Raw genomic sequence first — 23,374 nt, 5'->3', positions numbered from 1 at the left:
CTATTTACCATATTCTATATATTTATACGACATATCACTGTAGGGTTTAACAACGAGAGTATTAAGGAAAAACAAGGCAAACGAAAGAATTAATAATATCACTAAAACTACTGCCTCTAGATAAGCAAGATACAAATACAATAATAAAAAATAAACTCCTAAAAAGATGAACATAGATTGTAAACAAATTTTTTTGTAGTATGGATTCTTTTCTGCTAATTGGATATATCCCACTGTTTTTTGATTTATTTCGTAATTTTTTAATTGATACATGTTCACTAAAGATACGATATATCTCAAGATAAAAGCTATCATCACAATAACTAAAAAGGAAATTATCAAAGAACTAACTGTTGCTGTTTGAAAGACAATATCGATTATCCCTTTAAGAAAACTATATACCACACCACCTAAACCAATAGCTGCAATGTTTGTACCTGTTGATGCTGAATATTTACTATCACGTTTTAGAAGATTATACTGGTCCTTAGTTATTTCTACCGCTTGTAGTTTACTTAACCAGATAATCATAGGAAAGAACCAAATCCATTTGTTTGTATCCATATCTATGAGATAGCTTTTTTCATTGAGAATTGCTAGCTTGTAGCGACTTATTTTAGAATTATCTATTCTTACCTTTTACACCTCCAGAGACGATTACAAAGCTTTCTTATTTTTTGTTGGGATTCATACAAAAACTACTTCCATAAGGATATACATACCCTCTATTAAGGAATAGAGAAAACAAAACACAAATAATAAAAATCACAATCATATCAAAAGAATAGAACACGCTAATATATCCCACAACAAAGATAGCTAGGAAAACTATTAATAATGCCACTAAACTATTCCTTTTGTAATAGCTCGTTATACTTTCTTTTTCTATACTGATAACTATTTCTTGCCTTTTTTCTCCCAATTCATTTTTCATCTTATGCTTATTATAAACGGAAATAACTGCACGATAGCATATTAAAAGTATGCTAACAGCAATCAAATAAAGTGCTCTCATTTTTATTTCTGAAATAGTTATATTTTGAAAAATCATATTGATTAGCCATGTGGACGGTCTCCCAATAAGTATAGATAGGAACACAATCTGAACAACGCCATAACCAGCTTTTTTGTTGGTTAGCAGTTTCTCAAACACTCCTTTATCTATTTCTATTGCTTTGAACGGAAGTAGCCATACAAACATTGGCAGAAACCAAGATATTTTTTTACTATCTACATCTAATAGATAGCATTTTTCATTTAGTTCTACTAATTTGTATCTTTTGTTAGTTGATTCATAAATTTTCATATTCTTCACCATCCAAAACCAGAAACAAGATCATCAAAACCTTTAGATACAGACTGACCTATCTTATTTATTCCTTCACTTACCTTTTTTGCACCTTTATCAAAATTATCGGCCCATTCATTGCTCATATCTTGTATTCCCATAACATTATTGTCATACATTTTATTTGCTAACCAACTACTTCCCACTGCTATTCCTGCAACTGCCCAACCAGCAGGATTACTGCCAAGAAGTGCTCCTACAGCCATTGTAGTACCCGCCGTTATCCAAGTAGCAGTACCAGTTACTGCTACATTATGAGAAATAGCTTGTCCCATGCTACTTCCTTGAGACGTATCAATCATCATCCCAATTGTAAAGCCTGCAACAGGTAATCCAATATTTTTTGTCATTTGACCAACAGCATATGAACTTGCTCCATTTAAACTTGCATTCATAGAAGCACTATTAATATTTGCTAAACCAAAGGCAGTGAAGGACGAACTTCCATTAGTCAACATTCTGCCTAGAGCATCGAAATTAAGATACTCCCCTGCTGATTCTAAAAGTGCATCTAGCTCTATACCAGATAAATCATCAGCATACTTTCCAAAGGTTTTCTTTAATGATTCTAAGACTTTCTTTGGAAATGTTATATCTTTATCCCTTTTTTGAATATCTGCTAAAATAAGTAAATCCTTTGACGTTACCTTTTCTGGAAAAAGCTTAGCAATTCTATCCACTTCTCTTTTATCATAAGTACTACTAACTTTTTTCGTCCAATCCAACGCTTTCCCTTTAGGAACCGAAAACGTCCCAGTCGCAGGATTAAACCCACTATTCGCCTGCTGCAAGCCTTGCGACAACGTCGAATAAAAACTATTCACCCCATCAAAAATAGCAGGCGATGTTCCATTAAACGTCATTAATTTCTCTAACTTCTTCTCTAAATCACGTTTTGTCGTCTCTAACGATTCAATAATCCGCCGATTGGCTTGTTCCAATGGATTCGTTCCTGTCGGAAGCTTTGGCAAGCCTCGATTAATACTCTCCATATTCAGGATCGATGTATTGATTTGTCGGATTCGTCTTTCTAAGTCATCTGACTTTAAATCAATACTATCAACCTCAGATGTATATTGATCCACAAATTTTTGACAAGCTTCTGCTGTCATGTCCGCGCCTACTTCGGCACCTTGAACTAAAGGTTGGATCACTGCCGCAAAGAATTCTTTGGCAGAGTCATAGCCTTTACTTGATAGTTCGCCTGCACTCATAAACTGTTGATTGCTTTGCATCAACGACGTATAGCCTTGTGCTAATTGGCTACACGCACTTTTAACACTGGATGCTTGGCCTCTCGCTTGACCGAGGTACATATCAATACTCATGCTGTTCCGACCTTTCTTCTTTTGTTTTTATTTCTTGCCAATGTAAGTCTTCTTGTTGATCCTCTAATGCTCTTGTTTGTTTTTTTAGTTCTTGCTGTTGCTCCTCTAAAAATTCTTGAACGCCTCGGCTTTGCCAGTTGATTTGTTCAGCCATATCTTGATACAACATATCTGTCTGGCTTTGAGCAAATTCTTCTTGTAATTCATTGAATAATTGCTTTTGATAGAAAAAATATTCTTCGTAATGTTCTTCTGTTTGGTTGATGTCACGTTTTAGATCTTCGAGTTTTTCTTGTTCGCGTTCGAGTTGGATTTTTTGTTGGTTGATTTCTTCAAGGTTGGACATACTTTATTCCTCCTTTCAGCTTAAGGAAGCATTTGGTTATACTGCATTTGAGCGATTCGTTGATCAACTGCTTCGAATTCAGCTGCCACTGACCGGATATTGTTACTTGCTTGGGTAACGGCTTGGACAAGTGAGGTGTTAAAGGTCGTTAGTTGCGTGATAGCCTGTTGCGCATTGCTATTGCCTGCAACAGTTGTTTGGGTATCTTTTGTGATCGTTGTCCCTTGATTTAGAGAACTCACCGATGATGCTATAGAAGTAGCGACAGCTTGTGCTACTGCGGCATTACTGTTTATATCCTTTGGCATCGTTTTTTCCTCCTATAATTAAAAAGTAAACGTCTAACGACTTAGTTTTTATAATAGTATATATACTTAATTGTAATTCGTAAACAACTCAATGTAAATATATAATTTTCAAATGTTTTGTTTGCTTACTTAAAAGGAAATTATAAAATACATTTATCAGTTTGAATATGTGTTCTGTTTTCAATCTTTAAATTGATCCAAAAATATACACTTTTTTCCTACTTCACTATTATTATATACAGCAACCAGTGAAAACTTAATGCGCTCTTACAATGGTCGTTTAAAAGCTGAAGCTTTCCGAGGAGGTAGAGCTTTAGGATCTTTCACAGGGTCACATACGTTCACAAGTGGACATTTACTCACAGCTTTACGAGGTGTGTCTTATACAGTGTCCTATAAACGACAAGCGAATGGATATAGTAATAATTTTGCTGTCGGTTTTGGGAATAACTATTGCTATGCTATGATATATAAAACCTTATAAAATTGAAATAGTAAGATCTATGTCAAGATAAATTAGGACAGGAGTGAGTTTTCATAAAATATAATAAGTTGCTAATCATTACACTTAGTTGTCTATTTATAGTTTTGAGAGTTGTTGGAACTTTTCTGACACTGAATTTTTTACCTATTCAAGACCCTGAAACATTAACATTGGAAGAAAAGTTTAAACTGCAAAAAGAATTTTCTATCAATTATGATTTAGGAAATTCTATGATAAATCTAAGCAAACTATTTTTTGTAGTTTTGATAGCGTACTCGATATACTCACTTTATGTTTTTTGGAGAATTACTCACTCTGACAACAGTGATTTCATCAAATAAGATTTTTTTTCCTCCTTTGCGAACTTAAATGTAAAGGGAGTTTTTATATGGATCAAATTATGCTATCAGAAAATATTACTAATGATGGGAAAGGTGTTTTTTTATACAGCCTTTAGTTCATCTTCGCTAACTTTGAATATAGTACAAAAAAGGATGGAACATCTCCATCCTTTTTGTACTATATTTCCACTCTAAAAACTCTTCATCTCACCAAACGGCAAAAGCTGCATCGTAACTTTCCCAATCACATTCTCTTTTGCAATCAAACCATAATGCCGACTATCGGTCGCATACGGTCGATTATCTCCTAAAACTAAGTAGTATCCCTCAGGAATCGCAACAGAAGAGGTCAACGTTCGATTCGTGAAATCTTCTGTATAATTTTTACCATTGCGTTGGCTTTCATTGATTTCATCCATAATAAATTTTTCGTCTACTGGCTGGTCATTCACGAAAAGTGTATCGTCCTTGTACGCAATTTTTTCTTCTGGCAGACCAATGATTCGTCTAATTTGCGTGTTCCCATTGCCACTTTTAAAGGCAACTAAATCAAAGCGTTTGAGGTTCGTTGTTTTTTGAACAAGTACTTGATCTTTTTCGCGTAACGTCGGAATCATGCTAAAACCACGGACCGTCGCGATGGTCAGGAAAAAGGAAGTGATGAAAAGCATTAACACGACACCCAAACTTATGGCCATGATCAGTTCTTTAAGATAGCTTCTAACACGTTGTTTTTTTCGTTTAGACTTTTTATTAAGGTTTGGTCTTTTTTTCTTTTTCGTGTTTTTTACAGGTACATTTTGGGAAGGACGTTTTTTTCGTTTGGTTGTTGGCTTTTTTTTCTGTTTGATTGTGTGCTTTGGTTTTTTCTCCATAAGAAATCACTCACTCAGATTACTTTTCTTCTTTAAAGGCGGATTCATTCACTTTGTAATAATCAAATGTTTGTTTTTCATAGTCTTGTGCTTTCTTGATGTCTGCTAAAAAACTGTCCACTAACGCTTGGTTTCCGAAAAAGTTTTTTGTTTGTGTACTTGCATTCATTCCTAATTGTTTGATCGAATTATAATAACGATTCAAAGTGATTTGTCCTTCTTCGGAATTGATGTCACTTGCTTTTTTTGTTCCGTAGCTTGCCATAGAAGTCGCTAAGTAACGAATATTTTTTTGCAATTTTTCTTCGTCGTCGCTTTTATCCCGTGCCACAATCAGTTGGTCTTCAAAGTCTCGCAGTAGGTAATAGCCTTTCACAACAGAATCTGAATCTCCTGTTGTGAGATTCATCGACTGGTAGTAAGAAAGATACGAGATGCCACCAGCTAAAACAACTGTCACAAATGACATTACCCAAAATAAGCGTATGCTCTTTTTTTTCTGGTTTATCAACTGTCGTTTTTTTCGTGCGATTTTTCTATTTTTCTTTTTATTTTTAAATTTCTTATTTGGAAGTTTTTTTAGCAGTCTACGTTTATGAAAAAACTGTACTAAAAAATAGCCTGACCCTAGGAGCGCAACAATTGACAGTGCTATCCCTATGATGAAAATCCAATCTAAAACAGACATACACTACAGCTCCTATACTTTCCTAATCCTTTTTCTTACTGCTTTTTCCATTAGATGACCCTTGTTGTTTCTTCTTTTTACGTTCTTTTTTTAAGGCTAATTCTTTTTCTTGTTTTTTCTTATTGCGTATGCGAATAATGACGAAAATTAGGATAATTAAGGCTAAAATACCAACAACGATTAGGGCGATCAATTTCCAGTCCAGCCCTTTTTCTTGCACTAAACCTACATCTCGCTCGTTGAATTTGTTCGCATCTTTATCTGAAATGTTGAAGTCTTTAGTCCATTTCCATTTTTTATCGCCAGAGGTCACGAGAATGTTTGCTACATAATCTCCTGCAACCATCCGCTCACCGTTCATACTGACAGGAAAGTCAATAAAGGAATTTGGTGCCATTCTCATTGCGGTTTGTTTGCGTTCATATAGAACAGTCTCTTTCCCTTTCTCTGTAATTTGAACTTCAACAGTCATATTATCTAAATACGCTGCCATCACATTAGAGTAATTCACAAAAATAGCATTGCGATAATTGCTTTGGCCAGCTTTCACACTGTTCAATTTTAAATCTGGTGCAATAGCTTTTTCTGATTCTTGTAGTACAACACCAATCACATAGGCATATTGGTTAATGATTTTTGAGCCTCCTTCATTAGAAGTGGTGCCATTTTGATCTGCTCTCATCAACTGGATACCACCAGCAATCACTCCATCATAACTTGTTTCTGGCATTTGAATGGTCAAATCAAGATTCTTGGTTTCTCCTGGTGCTAGCTCAACTGATTCTGGTCCAGTGACAATATCGGTAAAATCAAATTGTACGGATGGATCGTTTTTAATTGTTGATTCACCGTATTCAATCACACCGTTTTGGTTCGTCTTTGCCCCATTCAATTTAACATCGATTGTCACTTTTTCAGTACCAGGATTGCTTAATGTGATAGAAATCTGTTGATTTTTACCTGGGTCCATTTTTAATTTAAAGTAGCCTAAATCTTTTTTTACTTGATTATCTGGAAACGTAATACTGTACGTAAACCCTGTAACACCTGCTGGATTCTTATCAGCGGAATAACCAGGAACTGCTTTTAAAAAAAAGAATCCAATAACCACGACACTCAAGAAAATACTCACCCATTGTTTTATAGATCCTATATGTGATTTCATAACTAACCTCATCTATTCTAAAGTATATTTTCTATGTACACAGAGGAACAAGTTAAACTTGTTCCTCTGCAAAAATCGAAGATCCTGCTTATCCTTCTGGCGTTACTTCTGGTGTTTCTTCTGCAGCTGGTGCAGCAGTAATTTTCCAAGTTACAGTAGCAGTGTAATCCGCTACAGCCATGTTTGAAGCAGTTGCTGCAGGAATTGTTAATTTTACAGATTTTGCATCTGTTCCTGGTGTTCCGTTTTGTGATGTTGAGCTTTGACCAAATTCGATGATGTGACGGCCTTTTCCTTCTTTTTTATCTTTATCAGCTACAACGACTGTTTTTGCATCGTTCGCCGCTTCTGTTAATTGGAAACCAGTTTGAACGTTTGAAGGAACAGCATTTGTATTATCTCCTTGCGCTGCAGCAAGTCCGTTGCTGAAGTCAATTGTTGAACCAGATAATACGTTTGTTCCTGATGTGAATTGTTTGGTTAATTGTGCTGTGATTGTATATCCGAAAACGCCTCCGGCACGAACGTCAGCCCATTGTACATAAGCACCACGTTTTGTTGTTCCACCGTTAAATGTCATTGGTTTTGCATAGCTTGTTACAGTGTTGGCAGATGTTTTAACAGAACCAAAATCCAAATCAGTCGTTTTTTCAATAACTAATGATCCTTGTTCTGTGTTTGTGTTTTCATCTGGAGATTCTGGATCTGGCGTTGGTAATACTTCACCTGGTTTTTCTGGATCGACTGTTTCAGATTCACCACCACCGGCAGTCCCTTCTGTAACTGTTACAGTACCATCTGACGTTAATTCAGTTGGTGCTGCGAATGCAGGTGTTGCCGCTCCTAGAACTGTTACTCCTAAAATTGCTACTAATGTTGATGCACAAAGACTTTTTGCTTTCATATTGATGTTCCTCCTAATTGTTTGTGTGTTATTTATTAAGGCAACTTGGCTAAAATCCAAGTTATCTCCGTTTGGTATTCTACCGGATGAATTTTTGTTGTTTCCGGTATGCTTAGTGTGATCGCTGAATTGCTATACACTGGTTTACTATAATGACTGTCTATCACTGGTTTTCCCGTTTGATCTACTACAGGTGTCAGTGTTGCAGGTTGCTTGCTAGAATTGGTATCTGATGCGCCAAATGCAATAGTCCAAACACCTTTACCGCTGCCTGCTCTGGCAGTTGCGACTTCATAGGCTGAACCAATCGAATTTAAGGCAATCGTTTCTCGCATCACGGTAGGAGCTTCACTCGTACCGCTGGAATTTGCCCAGCCTTTATCTAGTGAAAGAACCGCACCTTTTAAATCCTGCTCATTCGTTTCTTGAATAATAGGATTCGTAAACTGATAGTTTTGTTTGACTTGTAGGGTCCAACCGGACGATTCTGCTTGTTGATCGGTAATTTGAATGTAGCTCCCTCTAGGACCAGTTTCACCAAAGAACTGTTGCGCAAGAGCGTGATAATCACGTCCATTTTTAGAAATCTTGCTTTCACCAAAATCAAGAGCAGAAACGTAATCAATACGAAGTGACCCTTCAATTGAAGGGCTCTCCCCCGGATCAACAACATTCTCTGGATTTTCAGGGTCAATAGGATTGGTTACCACGCTTCCTTTGATGCTGACTGAACCTGATTGATCAAGCGTCTCAGGGGCAGCTTGTGCAATGATGCCTGATTCAATGGCTAGAAACAAACTGGCGATTGCTAACGACCAGATACCGACTTGTTTTAACTTCATTTTTGCTCCCCCTTTCTACGTTTTCGTAAAAAGAGAAGCAATAGCAATAGGAATAGAATACCTATGCCGAAAATGCCGTAGTTTTTTAGCAGCTCCCCCATACTAGGAAGTGTTTTTCCAGCTGGTTTCACTGTTGTACTCGGAGTTGTCGTTGTGGATGAACTTGATTCAGTACTGGTAGAGGAATCAGACGGTTCTGTCGATTCTTCGTAAAATGAAATCTTACCGCCTCGATTGACTTGCCCACCTGTTCCTTCATTCGCACTTGAACTGTTTGAGTAACTAAACATGCCGATCAATACAACCAGAGAGCAGACGATTAATGTTATTATTTTATGTTTCATTTTCCACTCTCCTTTATGGTTGTCCAGCCATGACTTTCCACGTAATTACGCCAACATAATCTCCTGTATAAACGGTATCAGATGAATTAACTTGTAATTTTATCCCGTCAGTATTTGCTGCTTTCCCCCAACTGTCACTGATATCAAAACTACCTGCTGTGCCTTTACTATTGGTGTAAACGACCTGCGCATTATTATTTAAAATTGTTTCCTTACCGCTCGTAACATAACGCAGAGCATTGACTAATTCTTGACCGCTATTGTTTTTCATCGGTGTTGTCAATGTAGCCGTTAAGTTCCAACCGTTTTTGGCATCTGCCCGAGTATCTGTGACCACTAATTGCTGATCAAATTCTGGGTCTTCTACTCGTTTCGTTGTTGCATTATACGCTAGTGAGCCAAAGTCTAACGCACTTGGTACTGAGGTCAAACTCAATACGCCTTGCACTTTGTATTGAACGGTTAGTGCAGTATTATTTATTTTCACCGCTGTTTCATTAGCTGGTCGTTCGGCAATATCATACCCGGCTTTCGTGACATTCGTAAGTTGTGTGGTGACACTCTCTTCTTTTGTTAAGTCAATCGTGTCCCCGACTTGCGTATTTAATTTAACGGTATAGCCAGATAAAACTTGATTTGCTTCATTCAAGAATTCAACCGATAATACGGCATCAACATCAACTACTGTCACTTGAATCGTCGTTGTAATGTCTGTAGGCAATCCTGAATCAGCTGCTTTTACTGTTAATGTCACAGGATATGCTTTTGGTTGAAGTTCGCTCACATTATTTAAGCCACCAAAGTCCGTTACTGTTACAAATTGAGTCAGGTCTGTTTTGGTTCCATTTGCTAGTTTATAGGCTTCTGGCTTGCTATGTTGCAGGATATAATTCTTTAATTCTGTTTCTGATAGATTTCGAATATCTATATAAGATGCCTCAAAATCAGAGCCTGAAACACCTGAAGCCTGGTCATAGACAACTAATGTTGACTCAACGACTTTGGTATTCGGTGCTGGATTTCCATCAGCATCAACCGCCTGATCTGATACATTGATCTGTACCGTGTGAGTTCCTGGCGTATTCGCTGCTGTTTCTGCCGTAGTAGGATCCGTATAGGCATAATCAAAACCAGTATTGACTGGACTTGTATCACTAACGTCTTTCACCATGTCTTTTGGTGCAGGTAACGTATCCCCTTTTGTCATGTAATAGGTCACCGGTGAAGCTGTAGGTGGTGTTTTATCCAAGACTGTTTGTGTCACTTCTTCGGCTTTTAGATTCGCAAATCCGTAGGCGTGAATGACACTTCCAGCGGTAAAATAATGCCCGGCTGGTACGGTTACGGACCAATTCCCTGCCGCATCTGATTTCGTTGTAAAATTCGCACGGTATTCAGCTGGAGTAGACGTATCTTCTACAGGTGATTTTACGCTATCAGTTGATGGATCAAAGGCTGCCGTGATCGAGTTATTGACTGGTACATCCCAAATGCGGACATAGGCATTTGGAATCGCATAGCCAGACACAGTGGTCGAACTATTATTGCCACGATTATCAGTTGCAATGCTATGAATCGCAATATTTGGATCTGGCACTCGGGTAAAGAGAACTCGTTGTTGTCCTCTCGTTGTAAAATTCGCGTTAAATCTAGTTAACGTTTCATTTGTCATCGCATTAGATGCTGTGATTGTAGGATTAAAGCCACTTCCATAAGCTAATCGCATATTACTCATCGGAATGTACTCATATGTGTACCCATTATCACCATCAGCCCCACCAGCCACATTATTCAATGACCATTGGAAGACATTTTGAACCGACACATCCAAGTTTCCTTGAGACCAAATCAACCCATTATTGGTAGATGTACCGCTAGTTAATGCGCTATTTTTTTGAAGATTCACTCGTTTAGCATCTGAGAATTTAAAAGTTGATGACGCTCCACCCATTCGCAATAAATATTGCGTGATCGATGTGCTATCGCTTTGAATATCAAACGAAGCATTCGGTTGGACGATAAAGGTGGAGTTATTTGCAACATAGAATAAATCAGTTGTACTGGCGCCCATGTTTACACCCTTCACATTTAAATTCCCTGAAACGTTGATCGACCCGCCATTCATATAGATTGGGTTATAGTTTATATTGTTGTTCCCCGTTCCAGAATAAGCATCTGTTTGAATATTTACCGTCGCATCTTTCCCAATATTTAATTCAGATGAAGCTGATCCTAGGTAGACCGCACCACCAAATGTCGCATGATGATTTAAGATATCAACGGTGGAACCTTCGCCTACAGATAATGACCCGCCTGAAATGTTCAAGTTGGTATTGTAGTATTCGGCTGCAGTTGTTTGATCGCCACGTTCCAGTTTAAGCTTGACATTTTTACCGATGGCAAAGCTGCCTGATGGTATATACAGTACGTTGGAACCTAGAGAAGAAATATAAACATCGGCATTATCTTCTACAACGGCTGTAGAAATCGCTAAACTTCCTTGTTGATAGTTATTTACATTCCACGTACGAATCGTTGTGCCGTCTTTCTTTACAGAAGTCCACGTACGTTGTTGCTCCAAATGAACTTTGTTTTTTAGTGTTAACGTGGTTTGTTGTGATTCTAAAAACTGAGTTCCATACCCAGTATAATTATCCATGGTCATTTTCCCACCATTGGCACCATTGTTAAAAATCATCGCACCCCAGTAGTTACCATGATAAACCGTCATATTACTAAATTGGATATCCCATGCTTTTGAACCGTTATTATTATAGGCTTGGAACGAAAAACAGAGCGAACCAAAATCTAGTGTGTAATTGTTCCCGTTGACTTTAACCGTCCGTGCATTTCCTTGTAGTTGGAAATACATATGGGACTCACCACCAGAAGCAATTCCAATCGATGTCGCTGTGGTCACATTTTGAGAGTAACGTAAATACGGACTATAAATAAAATAACTAGATGAATAGGTTGGGGCGTTTGTATAGATATCATTTAATAGTTCAACATTTGTTACCCATGGGTCATTTAGACCAATCGTGTACCCTAAAAAGTCTGTCACATTTCTCGTATTGGTAGCTGAATCAAGATCATAAGAAATATTCGCATTGCTTCGAATCGTTCCCGTTAACCCATTCGTGGCACTTTCAGTTGCCGTATACGATGAAATATAAAATGGTCCAGAATAGTTTGAGGAACTCATGTTAATGTTTTGAAATTTTAAATCCCAATAGCCAAAAATGGTTCCAGAACTTCCTGAGACATAACTCGTTTGGTTTAGAAAACCAATCGCTAAGTTGCCAAAATTAAAGTTATGACCATTTCCATCAATTGTCAGGGAGCGTGCAGTCGCATTTTTATTGATATACAAATAGACATTCTGCGCACTGGCTAGATCAACTGAACTAACACTAAATAGATCCTTATAGTTGTTCAACGTCCCAGACAGTGTAATATCATTTTGTAATGAAATGGTATTCACTGTGTTATCGGCGATTGCTTCAACAAAACTTTGCCAATCAGTCACTTCTGCTGTACCAGCAGCTCGAGTGTTTAATGTTCTTGGCTGAACGAAATTTACATTGTTAGAAGCTTGGCTGCTGGCTGTTGCCTCTTTCGCTTCTTTTACCGAAAGTTTTAGCTCTTGTTGTGCAACGCTACCTGCTTCATCAGCTAATCGTAGTGAGTAATCACCACTTTTGTCTGCTAATAATGCTAATTTCAAGGAAGATTTATCACTATTGACTGTAATCGTCAACATCCGTGTTTCATCATTCCAATTAAAAACAGGGAACTCTACTTTTGGGTCTTCTTTTAAAAGCATGTCTCTTTCTTCTGTTTCGTCAAAATTTATGCCTTCTGGCAGATAAACTTGCCAATCCTTTTTTTGCTCACCCAAATCAGTTGATGGATTACTATCATCAGATTTCTTCAGCTCATTTTGTGCTCTTGTGTCAGAAATTTGTAAATGAAAGAATTCATTTGCATAGCGTTCATCTTCAACAGTTGTCAAGGAGATTGGTGATTTAGCGAAAATTTTGGTTGATGAAGTAAACACCTGTGAAAGCATAGCTAAAATGAGGATTGAAAGAATGGCTATGCTCATTCCAACTAATTGAAATTTTCTTTTTTTTATCATTTCATTCATTTTCCCTCCTGCCCCTTTAGTTTAAAAACAATGTTCTTAGTTTTCTCACCTCCTTCAAGCTTTATTCATCCCAACATCATGTACTTGTTGATTAAGCGCTAATTTGTAACCGATTGTTCGCACCGTCTTAATAAATTTTGGTGAAGTAGGGTCTTCTTCAATTTTTGCTCTTAAATGGAATATAATATTACTAACTCGATACTCTTTTTTCTCAGTATTTTCATTTGCCCAAATCTGTTGATAGATTTCTTCATAGGATAAAGCCTTGTCATGTTTATTAAAAAGAAGTTCCAGTACTTTAAATTCCAATTTGGTTAGGTTAATTTCGACTTTTCCTTCTCTTAAAACACTTAGATTTTCTGGGAGTAATTCTAGTAATGCCTTAGTCGTTGATATATTCTGTAAAATTTTGAGGTCATCTTTATTCTCAATTCGCTTTAAGATATTGGAAAATTGTAGAACAAATTCTTCTTCATAAACAGAGACACCATCTGCACCTAGTTGTAGATAAATTTTCTTTTTTGTTTTTACTTCTTCATTATTATCAATCAACAACACCCAGATTAATTTATTCAATCTCATTCTTAATTCCAAAATATTTTTGCAAATACAAGATAACTCCGTTAAAGCTGATTCTTCAATAATAAATGCATCTACATCTACTAGCTCAGAACCCACGTCTCCAACTTGTAAAATCGTAACCTCATGACCTAAGCTTACAAATTCTTTGGTATAATCCAATACAGGTTGAGACGAATCTCGAAAAATACCGATAGTATACATCACAGGTACCTCCTACTAAATTTATATCCAGAACTAAAAACTTTTCGCAGTATGTATTCAAAAGTAAATTACTATTGAAGATGTTTTGATCTGAAAATTGTACTTGTCGCGCTAATAGTAAAAAACAAACAATGAATATCCTGAAAGAATTAAGTTCAAGATATTCTTTCGATTCAACCAATTACTACTCATTCTACGAGATAATTTGACGATTCATTTGACGGCTAAAAAAAGAGACACTCAGCGTTTTACCGAATGTCCTTCATGCATTATAAAGTTACCTTTTCATCATAATTAAGCTGTTTATCTATTACCATCATTGCCGAGCGTCTAGTTTCCCACAAAGAATCTGTATAGATATCGAGCGTCATTTTGGTTGATGCATGTCCTAAGATTTTACTCAATGTAGCAATATCAATGCCTGATTCAACACATCTAGTTGCGAAAGTGTGACGCAATGCGTGAAAGTGAACCGGGCCTATTTTTGCTTCTTCTACTGATTTTTTAAAACGATAATTAATAATACGTGGCTCTGTAAAACTGTTTTTGCAGGAAATGACGAATATACTCGTACTCTTTTGTTTTTTTTCCATTAAATATCTCTTCAGATTTTTAGATATCGGTATGGCACGTTCTCCATTAATCGACTTTGGTTTCCCTATAATAATCTCAGTCTTGTGGGATTCTGTTACTGAAGGTATTCTGGAAATGGTTCTTTTTACAATAATTCTATTATTTCTGAAATCGATATCTTCCCATTTTAACCCGCTAATCTCCCCGATTCTCATACCTGTATACAAGGCAATAATTTCTGCTGAGCACTCTTTTTTATATAAAGCAATTTGTTCCAATTTTTTTTGTTGCTTTCTATCTAAACTTTTTATTTCTGTTTTCATTAATGGGGGTAAAATGACTCCTTGACAAGGATTTTTTGAAATTTTATTATCATTAACGGCTTTTTTTAGCGCACTTCTTAGCATACTAATAATACTGCGAATAGTGTTGGAAGAGAGTTCTGATAGATACAATGAATAAATAAATCTGTCGATATCAGATGTTTCTAGCTCAGATAATTGCTTGTTTTTAAAAAATGGAGAAAGATGTCGTTTAATTCGCCCTCTATAATTTGAATATGTAGAAGGTTTGACTCTATTTTTCATTAAAATATTTAACCAATAATGTAACCATTCGTCTACCATCATTTCTTCTTTTGCAGACGCTTCTCCGTATATAGAATAGTCTGCATTTTTTTTTGATAATTTTTCTTTTGCTTCATTATATTGTTTTCCATAAACATATCCATAAATAATTCTGCCTTCTTTATCCCGGCCTTTTCTATAACGACCTTCCCAGCGCCCATCCTTTCGCTTATAGATATTTTCTCCTCTTTTTGACATATTATTTCCTCCTAAATCATTTGTATTTGACGGTTTTTGACGGCTAAAAAAGAATTATACATATAAATATCTCTTTTCCAAACTAAAAATAATCAACAAAACAATCAAAAATTATCATTTTTTTGCGTTTTTACATAAAAAATTGATAATAAAAAGATATTTTAGTACTAGACGAATTAAAAATAATAGAATATACTTATACAAGTAATGAATTCCACTCTTTTGAGTACATATAATAAAGAATAAAAATATCTTGAACTTAATTCTTTCAAGATATAAAAAAAAATGAATACCATAAAAAATAAGAATAAAAACATTAATCTTATATAGGAAACAGGTCGTTTAGAAATTGCTTATTTTCTAAACGACCTGTTTTGTTTATGTACATTTATTTACTTTTGTCTTCTTATCAAATCCAAGACAGCTATTAGATTCCCAACAACTATAAATATCTTAAATAGTTCTGTCAGAAACAAACTAACAATTACTAAACTTGCAAATACACTATTATTGATTTTGTATTAGGCCTATAGTCTTAAAAAAAAGCTAGCTTAATCTTCATGAAACTATGTAACATTATATCCCATAATTGTAATACTAAAAAAACTAAATGTAAAATTATAACATCATTTTATATAAAAAATTAAAAAAAGACTATAAACTATTTTTTTAGAGCTAATTATACTTAAGCGCAACTATTCACTCGCATATATGTACAATAACTAGATAGTCTCATTAATATCAAAATAATTTTTGAACCTAATGCTGTTCTTTTGGATCTATAGTTACAATTTAACTGGTATTCAATAATTTTGCCTTTTCTATTTACAATTCCAACTTTCGTCATTCCTTTTTCCTTATACGCAATCTTTTTTAAACATACCATTCAACATAACAAGATTAAATCTCACAACTAGCAAAAATATCAGAAATCAAAATAATTCTTCTCTTGTGATTTTCCTAAACTTTTTGTTGAAGCTCTTCGGTTTTACTTTTCAATTAGAAAAAAATATGAGGAGTATTTCAATAAAAGTCTATTGATATTGCTCCAAACAATAAAAAGAGAACTACCATTATTTGATAGTTCCCTCTTTAAACGATTTCAGTTATTGCTTCTATTATCATCAAAACACTCTATCCAAAATAACTCTCTGCTACAGCAATTCACTCCCATAGGGTATCGATGGTTGTGCTCCAAATCGCTGAACCGTTAAAGCCGCAGCTCTGGTTCCATACTTAATTGCTTCTTCTAGATTGCTAAAATCCTTCTGCAAAACAGAGACCATTGCCCCGATAAAGGTATCACCTGCAGCTGTTGTATCCACTGCTTTGACCTTAAGAGCTGGAATGATCCCGCTTTTTCCTTTTACATCGTAGAAAGCGCCCTTATTACCAAGTGTGATCACAACAGATTCGATACCTAAATTGTGTAGATAGTCAGCTGCTTCTTTCATGCTTTGCTCGGAGGAAATTTTGATTCCTGTTAATATTTCAACTTCTGATTCATTCGGTATAATTAAATCCGTATGTGCTAATAGTTCAGGCGGAATCTGTTCAAAAGCAGGCGCTGGATTCAAGATGGTTTTTACACCGTTTTGTTTGGCTAGTTTAAACGCTTGAATCGTACTATCCAGCGTACTTTCAAATTGGGCAATAATAAAATCACTTGCTTCAATTAAGTCTTGGTATGCTTTGACTTGTGCATTCGTGATATGATTATTTGCTCCAGAATGAATGATAATACTATTTTCTCCAAAACTATCAAGTAAGATATAGGCACTTCCTGTACTTTGATTGTCAATGACCTCTATCCCTGATATATCGATGGTTTCTTTTTCTAATAACGTAATCATTCTTTTTCCCGTATCATCCTTGCCAACCGCTCCAATAAAAGCAGTTTGTGCGCCATTTCTTCTTGCGGCGATGGCTTGGTTGGCTCCTTTACCGCCACCGGAAGTAAATAATTCAGTGGTGTGAAGTGTTTCACCAGGTTTTGGCAGATACTTCATCCTTAACGTTGTATCTGAATTGATACTCCCTATAATCGTAACTTTGTTCATTGGCTGAACGTCCCTCCATTTCAAACGCTTCATATTACATGATTACTTAGTTAGAAAAATGGTTGATTGTTTGAATCACCAATTCTTTGAACTTGGGAAGATCGACATCAAATCCAACCACAACATTTTTTTCCTTCTTGAATAAATCATCATAATCGACAACTGTGCTACCTAATGATAAGGTATTACTCGTTTCCACTTCAACATGCATAGGTAAGGCTTTAAACATAGACGGATCAATAACATAGGCCATCGCGCATGGATCATGCATATGGATTCCTTCAACATGTCCTTCTTCTGCTAAAAATGGTACTGTTGTTGTTAAATTGAAGAAGTCTAGCAAGTCTGCCATTGTCGTTGCGACTGGGTTTCCGATTTCACGGATTTCTTTAATATCCTCTTCAAATAATTGAGCCTTTAAGGTCACATCTAAACCAAACATAGCGACAGGAACACCTGATTTCACCACGATATCAGCCGCTTCTGGGTCAACATAAATATTGAATTCTGCATGTGGGGTGATATTTCCGCCAAAGCAAGCACCGCCCATAAAGGAGATCAGTTCAATTTTTTCTTTTAGTTCTGGATGAGAGAGTAAGAAAATCGCGATATTCGTTAAAGGACCCGTTGCAACGATCGTTATTTTTTCATCACTTTCACTTAACATTTTTGCGAGTAAGTCATTGGCACGAATCGTTGCTGGAGCTACCGTTGGCTCAGGTAATTCAGCACCATCTAGACCACTTTCACCATGGACATCATCTGCAATGATCAACTCTCTTCTAAGCGGTTTTAACGCACCCATTGCGACTGGGATATCTTCTCGATTCGTTAGTGCTAAGAGTTTTCTAGTATTATTGAATGTTTTTTCTGGCAGTTGGTTTCCAGCTGAAGTTGTAATCGCGACTAAATCGATTTCGTCAGATGCTAGTGCCATTAAAAGGGCAATCGCATCGTCATGACCAGGATCACAATCTAAAATAACTTTTCTTTTTGACATAATTCTAACTTCCTCCTCGTTTAAAAGCATAGTGGGCTTTGGGCTCGTTTAGTCTATTTTCCCAAGACCTTCACTCCCTAAAGCTTTCGCTCTTAGGAATTGAGATGATCGAAGCACAGCGTAGTGACTAGCCCGATATTATCTATGTGAAACTCTCTATTCATCTACTCTTGAATGACTATAGATCGTCTTTTTCGTTACTAGGAAAATAACGAGTGCCGCTAGCACGATCGCACCGCCCACTAGGAATACATTTGCGTATGTTGACACATCACCACTTGTTCCGCCAACAATACTACCGCCTGACATTGCGCCAGAGGACATCATGCCACCAAACACTGCTACACCAACGGATCCTGTAATTGCTTGAACTAAATCATTTACACCTAACACACGACCTGATTCTTCTGGTGAAACAGTTAAGGTTGCTGTATCGACGATTGGTGAGTAAAAGAACGAGGTTCCAAAGTAATAGATACAAGGTGCTACAGCCAATGCCCAAACTTTTCCATGAGGAATAGCAAAGGCGATGGCAATCAACCCTAATCCCATAAATGAAAGGGCCATGATGATCCCTGCAGAACGTCCAATTTTTTTAATCACTGGTCCACATACAAACCCAAGAAACGCTGCTAATAAAATCGACCAAACTAATAATGTTGACACTTCTGCCGAATCAATCCCATAAACATTCAAACCAATCGCATTCACACCTGCGTTCAATGTGTAACTGAAGAAATAGCCAACAAAAATAACGGTCATCGTTGCGATAAAAGCAGGATTTTTAAAGAATTCCGGTGTAATAAACGGATTTTTTGCTTTGTTGATATAAACGATAAACGCGATCAATGTCACCACAGAGCTGATTGCCCAAAATAGGTTCATATCTGTAAAGAACATCGTCATCGCTCCAGCAAAAGCACCAATCAAGGTAAAACCAACCCCATCGATATTAGCACCTTCTGCATGATCATCTGGTAGATTTTTTGCTAATGATGGAATAAAAATAATTGAAATCAATGGCACTGCGAACAACCAACGCCAATCGATTTTAGTGACATAACCTGCTGCAATTACGCCAAGTGCTGCCGAAAAACGAAAGACTGCAACAAAAATGCCATAGTAGATCACTCGATTTTCTTTCGCAATATATTTTGAAACTAACACTAAGAAAACAGAACCTGCTACTTGTCCGCCAGCTGATTGCAGAACACGTGCAATCACAACTGCCCAAATGCTAACTGGTCCTAAAATAAAACCAATAGCCGAACCAATAACAAGAATACTCACACCGAGCATGGTCATTTTCTTAAGCGACACAAAATCACCCAACGAACCATAAATCACACAAACGATGCCTAATACAATCCCAGGAATTGACGTAATCAATGGCGCTAATCCTGGCGTACCCAACTCTTGACCGATATTAACAAAAATCATACCAAATGCTTGCTGTTCAAGGATTCCAAAAATAAAAATAATCAAGATCAACGGAATTGCCCGCTTTGCCATGCGATTCATTTTTTCAAACTCTGCCGTGCCTTCCTTTGGTACAGGAACCCCCAATACTTTTTCTGCTTCGTTTTTAGTTGCCATTTCCACAACCACACCTTTCATGATTCTATTATTTTGTAGATACTGCTGCTATTGACTCTTATCGCTAAAAGTCACCCGTCTTCTACAATAATCCGGCTCATCACACTAGACATTCAGATTATCTCCTTTCCTCTTCAAAAACTTTCATAAAAGCTTCTGTTGTAAAGACTGTTTTTTTAAATCCCGCTCCTTGTCCAACTCTTGTAATTGGCGGAGGCGTTACAAAACTTTTATTTAGGGTTGCTACTTCTGAAAAGACTTCATCAGCAGATCCATCCAAAATGATTTCTCCTTGGCATAAAACGATAATTCGCTCAAAGTTGTCTGCCACAAATTTCATATCATGGCTGATGGCAATGCACAATACACCCTTATCTCTCAACTTTTGGATAATCCTTCGTAGTCTGAGATTGCCGTTTACATCTTGTCCACAAGTTGGTTCATCAAAAATAACTATACTTGTATTCATCATAATGATAGAACCGATTGTACAAAATTTCTTTTCAGTGGCATTTAAATCGAACGGATGGACCTCTAATTTATCTGAAAGCCCTACCAATTCAGCGACCCAATTCAAACGCTCTTCAATTTCTTGTTGAGGCATACCGATTTGTTTAGGTCCAAAGGTAAATTCTTTTCGCACGCTTTCTAAGAATAGTTGATCATCTGGATTTTGAAAGACGTAGCCCACTTTTTTAGCCCATTGTGCGGTTGTTTTCTGTTCGATAGATTCGCCTTCAATCAACACTTCTCCTGATTTAGGACGTAAAATACCATTAAAATGTTTCACAATGGTTGTTTTTCCAGCTCCGTTTTGCCCAATAATTGCTACAGGTTCCGTTCCACTAATAGATAAATCGATTCCTTTTAGAATGTCATCTCCTGTAGGGTACGCATAGCGGAGTTTTTTTAATGTAATGTCCATTACTTCAAAGCCTCCTTAACTAATGCTATAGTCGGTTCTTCCGTGATTTCTATTGCATGATGGGTATAATTTTTTTCTGCTAAGGCTTTTGAAAGTTTTACATAATCTGGTACATCAATGCCGTACGTTGTGATAAAGGGATCCTCAAATATTTTTTGGGGTGTATCAATTGCTACAATCTCCCCTTCTGAAAGTACCATGATTTTATCGGCATTTTGTGCAACACGTTCCATATCATGGTCTACCATGATCACTGTTACACCGTTTTGATTTAACTTTTTGACGATTGAAAATAGTTCGTCACCGCCTAATGGGTCTAACTGTGTCGTACATTCATCTAAGACCAAGATTTTAGGTTCTAAAATAAAAGTTGAACCAAACGCGACTCTTTGAACTTGACCACCTGACAGCTCCAACGGATTTTTAGAAAGAAGCTGATCGATCCGCATTAGCTTGGCTACATAGTCAACTTTTTGATGCATTTCTTCCCGTGAGATGCCTCTGTTCCCTAAGCCGTATGCTAATTCTTCTGCTACAGTTGCCGCCGTATACGATAATTGATTGAAAGGATTTTGAAAAACTAAACCGATCCTAGTTGATAATTCTGCGATGGTACTCGTTTCCGTTTTCAATCCATCAATTATGATTTCACCGGCTTTTTTTCCAACAAAATAATGAGGAATCAGTCCGACTAATGCATTGCAAAGTGTTGATTTTCCTGAACCATTTGCGCCAATAATACAAAAGAAGCTCCCTTCTTCTACTTGAAAATCAAGATTTTTTAATGCTCTTCTTGGGGTTTGGTTGTATCGATAAGAAAAGTTTTTTGCTTCAACAATCACCTTGTTCATAACGGCTCCCTTCTTATAGAATAGTAGATTTCATCAAAATAGTGACGGCTAATGTGAGTAGGAAAAATAGGATCAGCCCGCTATTGATTCGTTTGTCCAATTTGCTGACTTTCACTTGAACGTAGCTTGTTTGTTTCACCCCTTTGATCCCGAAACCTCTTGTTTCCAGTGTCATTCCTCGTTCTTGGGCATCTGTCAATGAAGACATGATGACAGGTCCTAAAAGCGGAATGTATGACTTGATCCTGGAAAAAATCGTTCCACCAGTTTCAACCCCTCGTGCTTCTTGTGCTTCTTGGATCGTCGCTAATCGTCTTTGCATTTGCGGTACCACATTTAACGTTGCTAGTACGAGATAGCCAGCTTTGGGCGGCAAGCCACTATTCGTTAAAGCCGCGACCAGTTTTCCTTTATCCGTGGTTTGATTCATGATATAAAAGCTTCCCATAAAAACTAAGAGTGTGGTGACAATTTTCAAGGCATATAAAACACCTTCAAGTCCTAATTTTGCAAAACCAAAATCTGCAATAAACGTGACATTACTTGTACTATAAAAGCCTTGGATAAACAAAAGCATCACTGTAATTGGAACCCCAAATCCTACTATCAAACGGGTAAACGGTTTCAAAATCTTTGCCAAGTAAGAAATAATAAATAAACCGATAATAATAGCAAAACCTAACCAGATACTTGGAAAAATCAAGGTACTTAAACCGAGTGTAAAAACCGCTAATACTTTTGTCATAGGATTCAATCGCTCGATCACCGTATGTCGAGGAATGAATGTCGTTGATACCTTCACGTGTTGCTCCCTCCTAACTTCTGATTATTTCGCCCATTCTTCATCGTCTTCCAGCTCACTTTCATTCATTCCTATTGCATATTGACTGAGAAATCTTTTCGGAATTTTTTGGACGAGTAAGAAGGCAATCAAAAAGACAATACCTTTATCAATCACGTTTTCAAGCATCGATGTAGAGATCACAGAAAGAAAAATTTGTTTTGTCGTCGCAATTAAAGCGGCTGTAAAAACTGAACTGCCATTGACCCCTGTAGCGCCTCCGTAAACAAAAATTGTAATCAGTGAAGCTGAAACAGTATTTGTTAACGCACAAGCAAGCCAAGTCAAAATAGCGCCCCAAATGGTTTTGAACAACCCTGCCTTTACCATAAAACCAGTAACTAAGGCACATAAGATACTGACAACTGAATAGGGAAAGTAAACTGGATTGGCCACAAGCGTTAAAAAAACGTTTGTTAGTAATCCACACAAAGCTGCTACCCAAGGCCCTGAAAGACAGGCAATAATAATTGTACCGATCATATCTAAAAATAACGGTAATTTAAGTGCCGAGCAGAGTGTACCACCGATCAAATTGATCCCAACAGCGATCGGAATCAACACTAAAGATTTAGTTGTAAATTGACTTCTTATCCCTTCTAAAAATTTGTTCTTCTTCATCCTCGTCCCTCCATTCTCTTTGCACAATACTATCTTAATTCCATCTAAGAAAATATTTTCGGAAAACGTTTTCTTAAATTGAATTTAACACCAGTTTGCTGATTTGTCAACGTATTTTCAAATAATTTTTCGTATAAATGATAATGCTTACAAAAAGTCATATAATGATTCTTATTG

21 protein-coding genes are annotated in these 23,374 nt (G+C 36.7%); all 21 read right to left on the bottom strand.

From position 1 onward, the window contains the following. The 21 genes from IGJ55_RS05445 to IGJ55_RS05345 all read right to left on the bottom strand — a co-directional run bounded on the left by IGJ55_RS05445 (window position 1) and on the right by IGJ55_RS05345 (window position 23,197). A complete protein-coding gene (locus IGJ55_RS05445; protein ID WP_430608131.1) occupies window positions 1-615 on the bottom strand; it encodes a DUF443 family protein in 615 nt (204 codons plus the stop codon). Between the two features lie 55 nt (window positions 616-670). After that, window positions 671-1,306: a DUF443 family protein gene (locus IGJ55_RS05440; protein ID WP_069638801.1), complete on the bottom strand. Its 636-nt coding sequence runs from the start codon at window positions 1,304-1,306 to the stop codon at window positions 671-673. 5 nt (window positions 1,307-1,311) lie between these two features. Further along, on the bottom strand, window positions 1,312-2,676 hold the full coding sequence (locus tag IGJ55_RS05435) for a hypothetical protein (protein WP_083244275.1): 1,365 nt from the start codon (window positions 2,674-2,676) through the stop codon (window positions 1,312-1,314). Beyond that, window positions 2,666-3,022, bottom strand: coding sequence for a DUF3958 family protein (locus tag IGJ55_RS05430; RefSeq protein WP_069638803.1), 357 nt, complete (start codon window positions 3,020-3,022; stop codon window positions 2,666-2,668). Before IGJ55_RS05430 ends, IGJ55_RS05435 begins: the two co-directional genes overlap by 11 nt. A gap of 20 nt (window positions 3,023-3,042) precedes the next feature. Then, window positions 3,043-3,330, bottom strand: coding sequence for a TIGR04197 family type VII secretion effector (locus tag IGJ55_RS05425; protein WP_069638804.1), 288 nt, complete (start codon window positions 3,328-3,330; stop codon window positions 3,043-3,045). 1,016 nt (window positions 3,331-4,346) lie between these two features. Continuing rightward, complete coding sequence (gene lepB, locus IGJ55_RS05420; RefSeq protein ID WP_207120694.1) at window positions 4,347-5,030, bottom strand: signal peptidase I; 684 nt, start codon at window positions 5,028-5,030, stop codon at window positions 4,347-4,349. A 19-nt stretch (window positions 5,031-5,049) separates the two neighbouring features. After that, window positions 5,050-5,490: a hypothetical protein gene (locus tag IGJ55_RS05415; RefSeq protein WP_242550999.1), complete on the bottom strand. Its 441-nt coding sequence runs from the start codon at window positions 5,488-5,490 to the stop codon at window positions 5,050-5,052. A 250-nt stretch (window positions 5,491-5,740) separates the two neighbouring features. Next, window positions 5,741-6,883 carry a DUF916 and DUF3324 domain-containing protein gene (locus IGJ55_RS05410; RefSeq protein WP_207120693.1) on the bottom strand — a complete coding sequence of 381 codons (1,143 nt, stop codon included), beginning with the start codon at window positions 6,881-6,883 and terminating at the stop codon, window positions 5,741-5,743. Between the two features lie 88 nt (window positions 6,884-6,971). Then, complete coding sequence (locus IGJ55_RS05405) at window positions 6,972-7,787, bottom strand: WxL domain-containing protein (RefSeq protein WP_430607630.1); 816 nt, start codon at window positions 7,785-7,787, stop codon at window positions 6,972-6,974. Between the two features lie 35 nt (window positions 7,788-7,822). After that, on the bottom strand, window positions 7,823-8,629 hold the full coding sequence (locus IGJ55_RS05400; protein WP_207120691.1) for a WxL domain-containing protein: 807 nt from the start codon (window positions 8,627-8,629) through the stop codon (window positions 7,823-7,825). Further along, window positions 8,626-8,973 carry a hypothetical protein gene (locus IGJ55_RS05395; protein WP_430607628.1) on the bottom strand — a complete coding sequence of 116 codons (348 nt, stop codon included), beginning with the start codon at window positions 8,971-8,973 and terminating at the stop codon, window positions 8,626-8,628. Before IGJ55_RS05395 ends, IGJ55_RS05400 begins: the two co-directional genes overlap by 4 nt. Window positions 8,974-8,986: 13 nt before the next feature. Beyond that, window positions 8,987-13,123 (bottom strand): pectate lyase-like adhesive domain-containing protein, encoded by a 4,137-nt coding sequence (locus tag IGJ55_RS05390; protein WP_430607625.1) that lies wholly within the window; start codon window positions 13,121-13,123, stop codon window positions 8,987-8,989. A 54-nt stretch (window positions 13,124-13,177) separates the two neighbouring features. Further along, window positions 13,178-13,906, bottom strand: coding sequence for a winged helix-turn-helix domain-containing protein (locus IGJ55_RS05385; protein ID WP_069638812.1), 729 nt, complete (start codon window positions 13,904-13,906; stop codon window positions 13,178-13,180). Window positions 13,907-14,175: 269 nt separating this feature from the next. Beyond that, window positions 14,176-15,303: a tyrosine-type recombinase/integrase gene (locus IGJ55_RS05380; RefSeq protein WP_430607622.1), complete on the bottom strand. Its 1,128-nt coding sequence runs from the start codon at window positions 15,301-15,303 to the stop codon at window positions 14,176-14,178. 1,154 nt (window positions 15,304-16,457) lie between these two features. Beyond that, entirely contained in the window at window positions 16,458-17,363 is a 906-nt protein-coding gene (gene rbsK, locus IGJ55_RS05375) for a ribokinase (RefSeq protein WP_069638814.1), read from the bottom strand. A gap of 46 nt (window positions 17,364-17,409) precedes the next feature. Then, the gene (locus tag IGJ55_RS05370) at window positions 17,410-18,363 is read right to left on the bottom strand and encodes a nucleoside hydrolase (protein ID WP_429950621.1); all 954 of its coding nucleotides are present in this window, start codon (window positions 18,361-18,363) and stop codon (window positions 17,410-17,412) included. A 156-nt stretch (window positions 18,364-18,519) separates the two neighbouring features. Beyond that, window positions 18,520-19,959: an MFS transporter gene (locus IGJ55_RS05365; RefSeq protein WP_069638837.1), complete on the bottom strand. Its 1,440-nt coding sequence runs from the start codon at window positions 19,957-19,959 to the stop codon at window positions 18,520-18,522. A 118-nt stretch (window positions 19,960-20,077) separates the two neighbouring features. Continuing rightward, complete coding sequence (locus IGJ55_RS05360; protein WP_429950617.1) at window positions 20,078-20,884, bottom strand: energy-coupling factor ABC transporter ATP-binding protein; 807 nt, start codon at window positions 20,882-20,884, stop codon at window positions 20,078-20,080. After that, window positions 20,884-21,735 (bottom strand): energy-coupling factor ABC transporter ATP-binding protein, encoded by an 852-nt coding sequence (locus IGJ55_RS05355; protein ID WP_207120682.1) that lies wholly within the window; start codon window positions 21,733-21,735, stop codon window positions 20,884-20,886. The genes IGJ55_RS05360 and IGJ55_RS05355 overlap by 1 nt, the downstream gene beginning before the upstream one ends. Before the next feature lie 13 nt (window positions 21,736-21,748). After that, on the bottom strand, window positions 21,749-22,537 hold the full coding sequence (locus IGJ55_RS05350; RefSeq protein ID WP_429950615.1) for an energy-coupling factor transporter transmembrane component T: 789 nt from the start codon (window positions 22,535-22,537) through the stop codon (window positions 21,749-21,751). Between the two features lie 24 nt (window positions 22,538-22,561). Then, a complete protein-coding gene (locus tag IGJ55_RS05345) occupies window positions 22,562-23,197 on the bottom strand; it encodes an ECF transporter S component (RefSeq protein WP_069638818.1) in 636 nt (211 codons plus the stop codon). Window positions 23,198-23,374 lie beyond the last annotated feature (177 nt).

Origin of the sequence: Enterococcus sp. AZ170 (assembly GCF_050545135.1) — a bacterium.
GTDB lineage: Bacteria > Bacillota > Bacilli > Lactobacillales > Enterococcaceae > Enterococcus_L > Enterococcus_L ureilyticus.
Note: the sequence above shows the minus strand (reverse complement) of the source record. Positions and strands in the feature narration are given on the sequence as shown.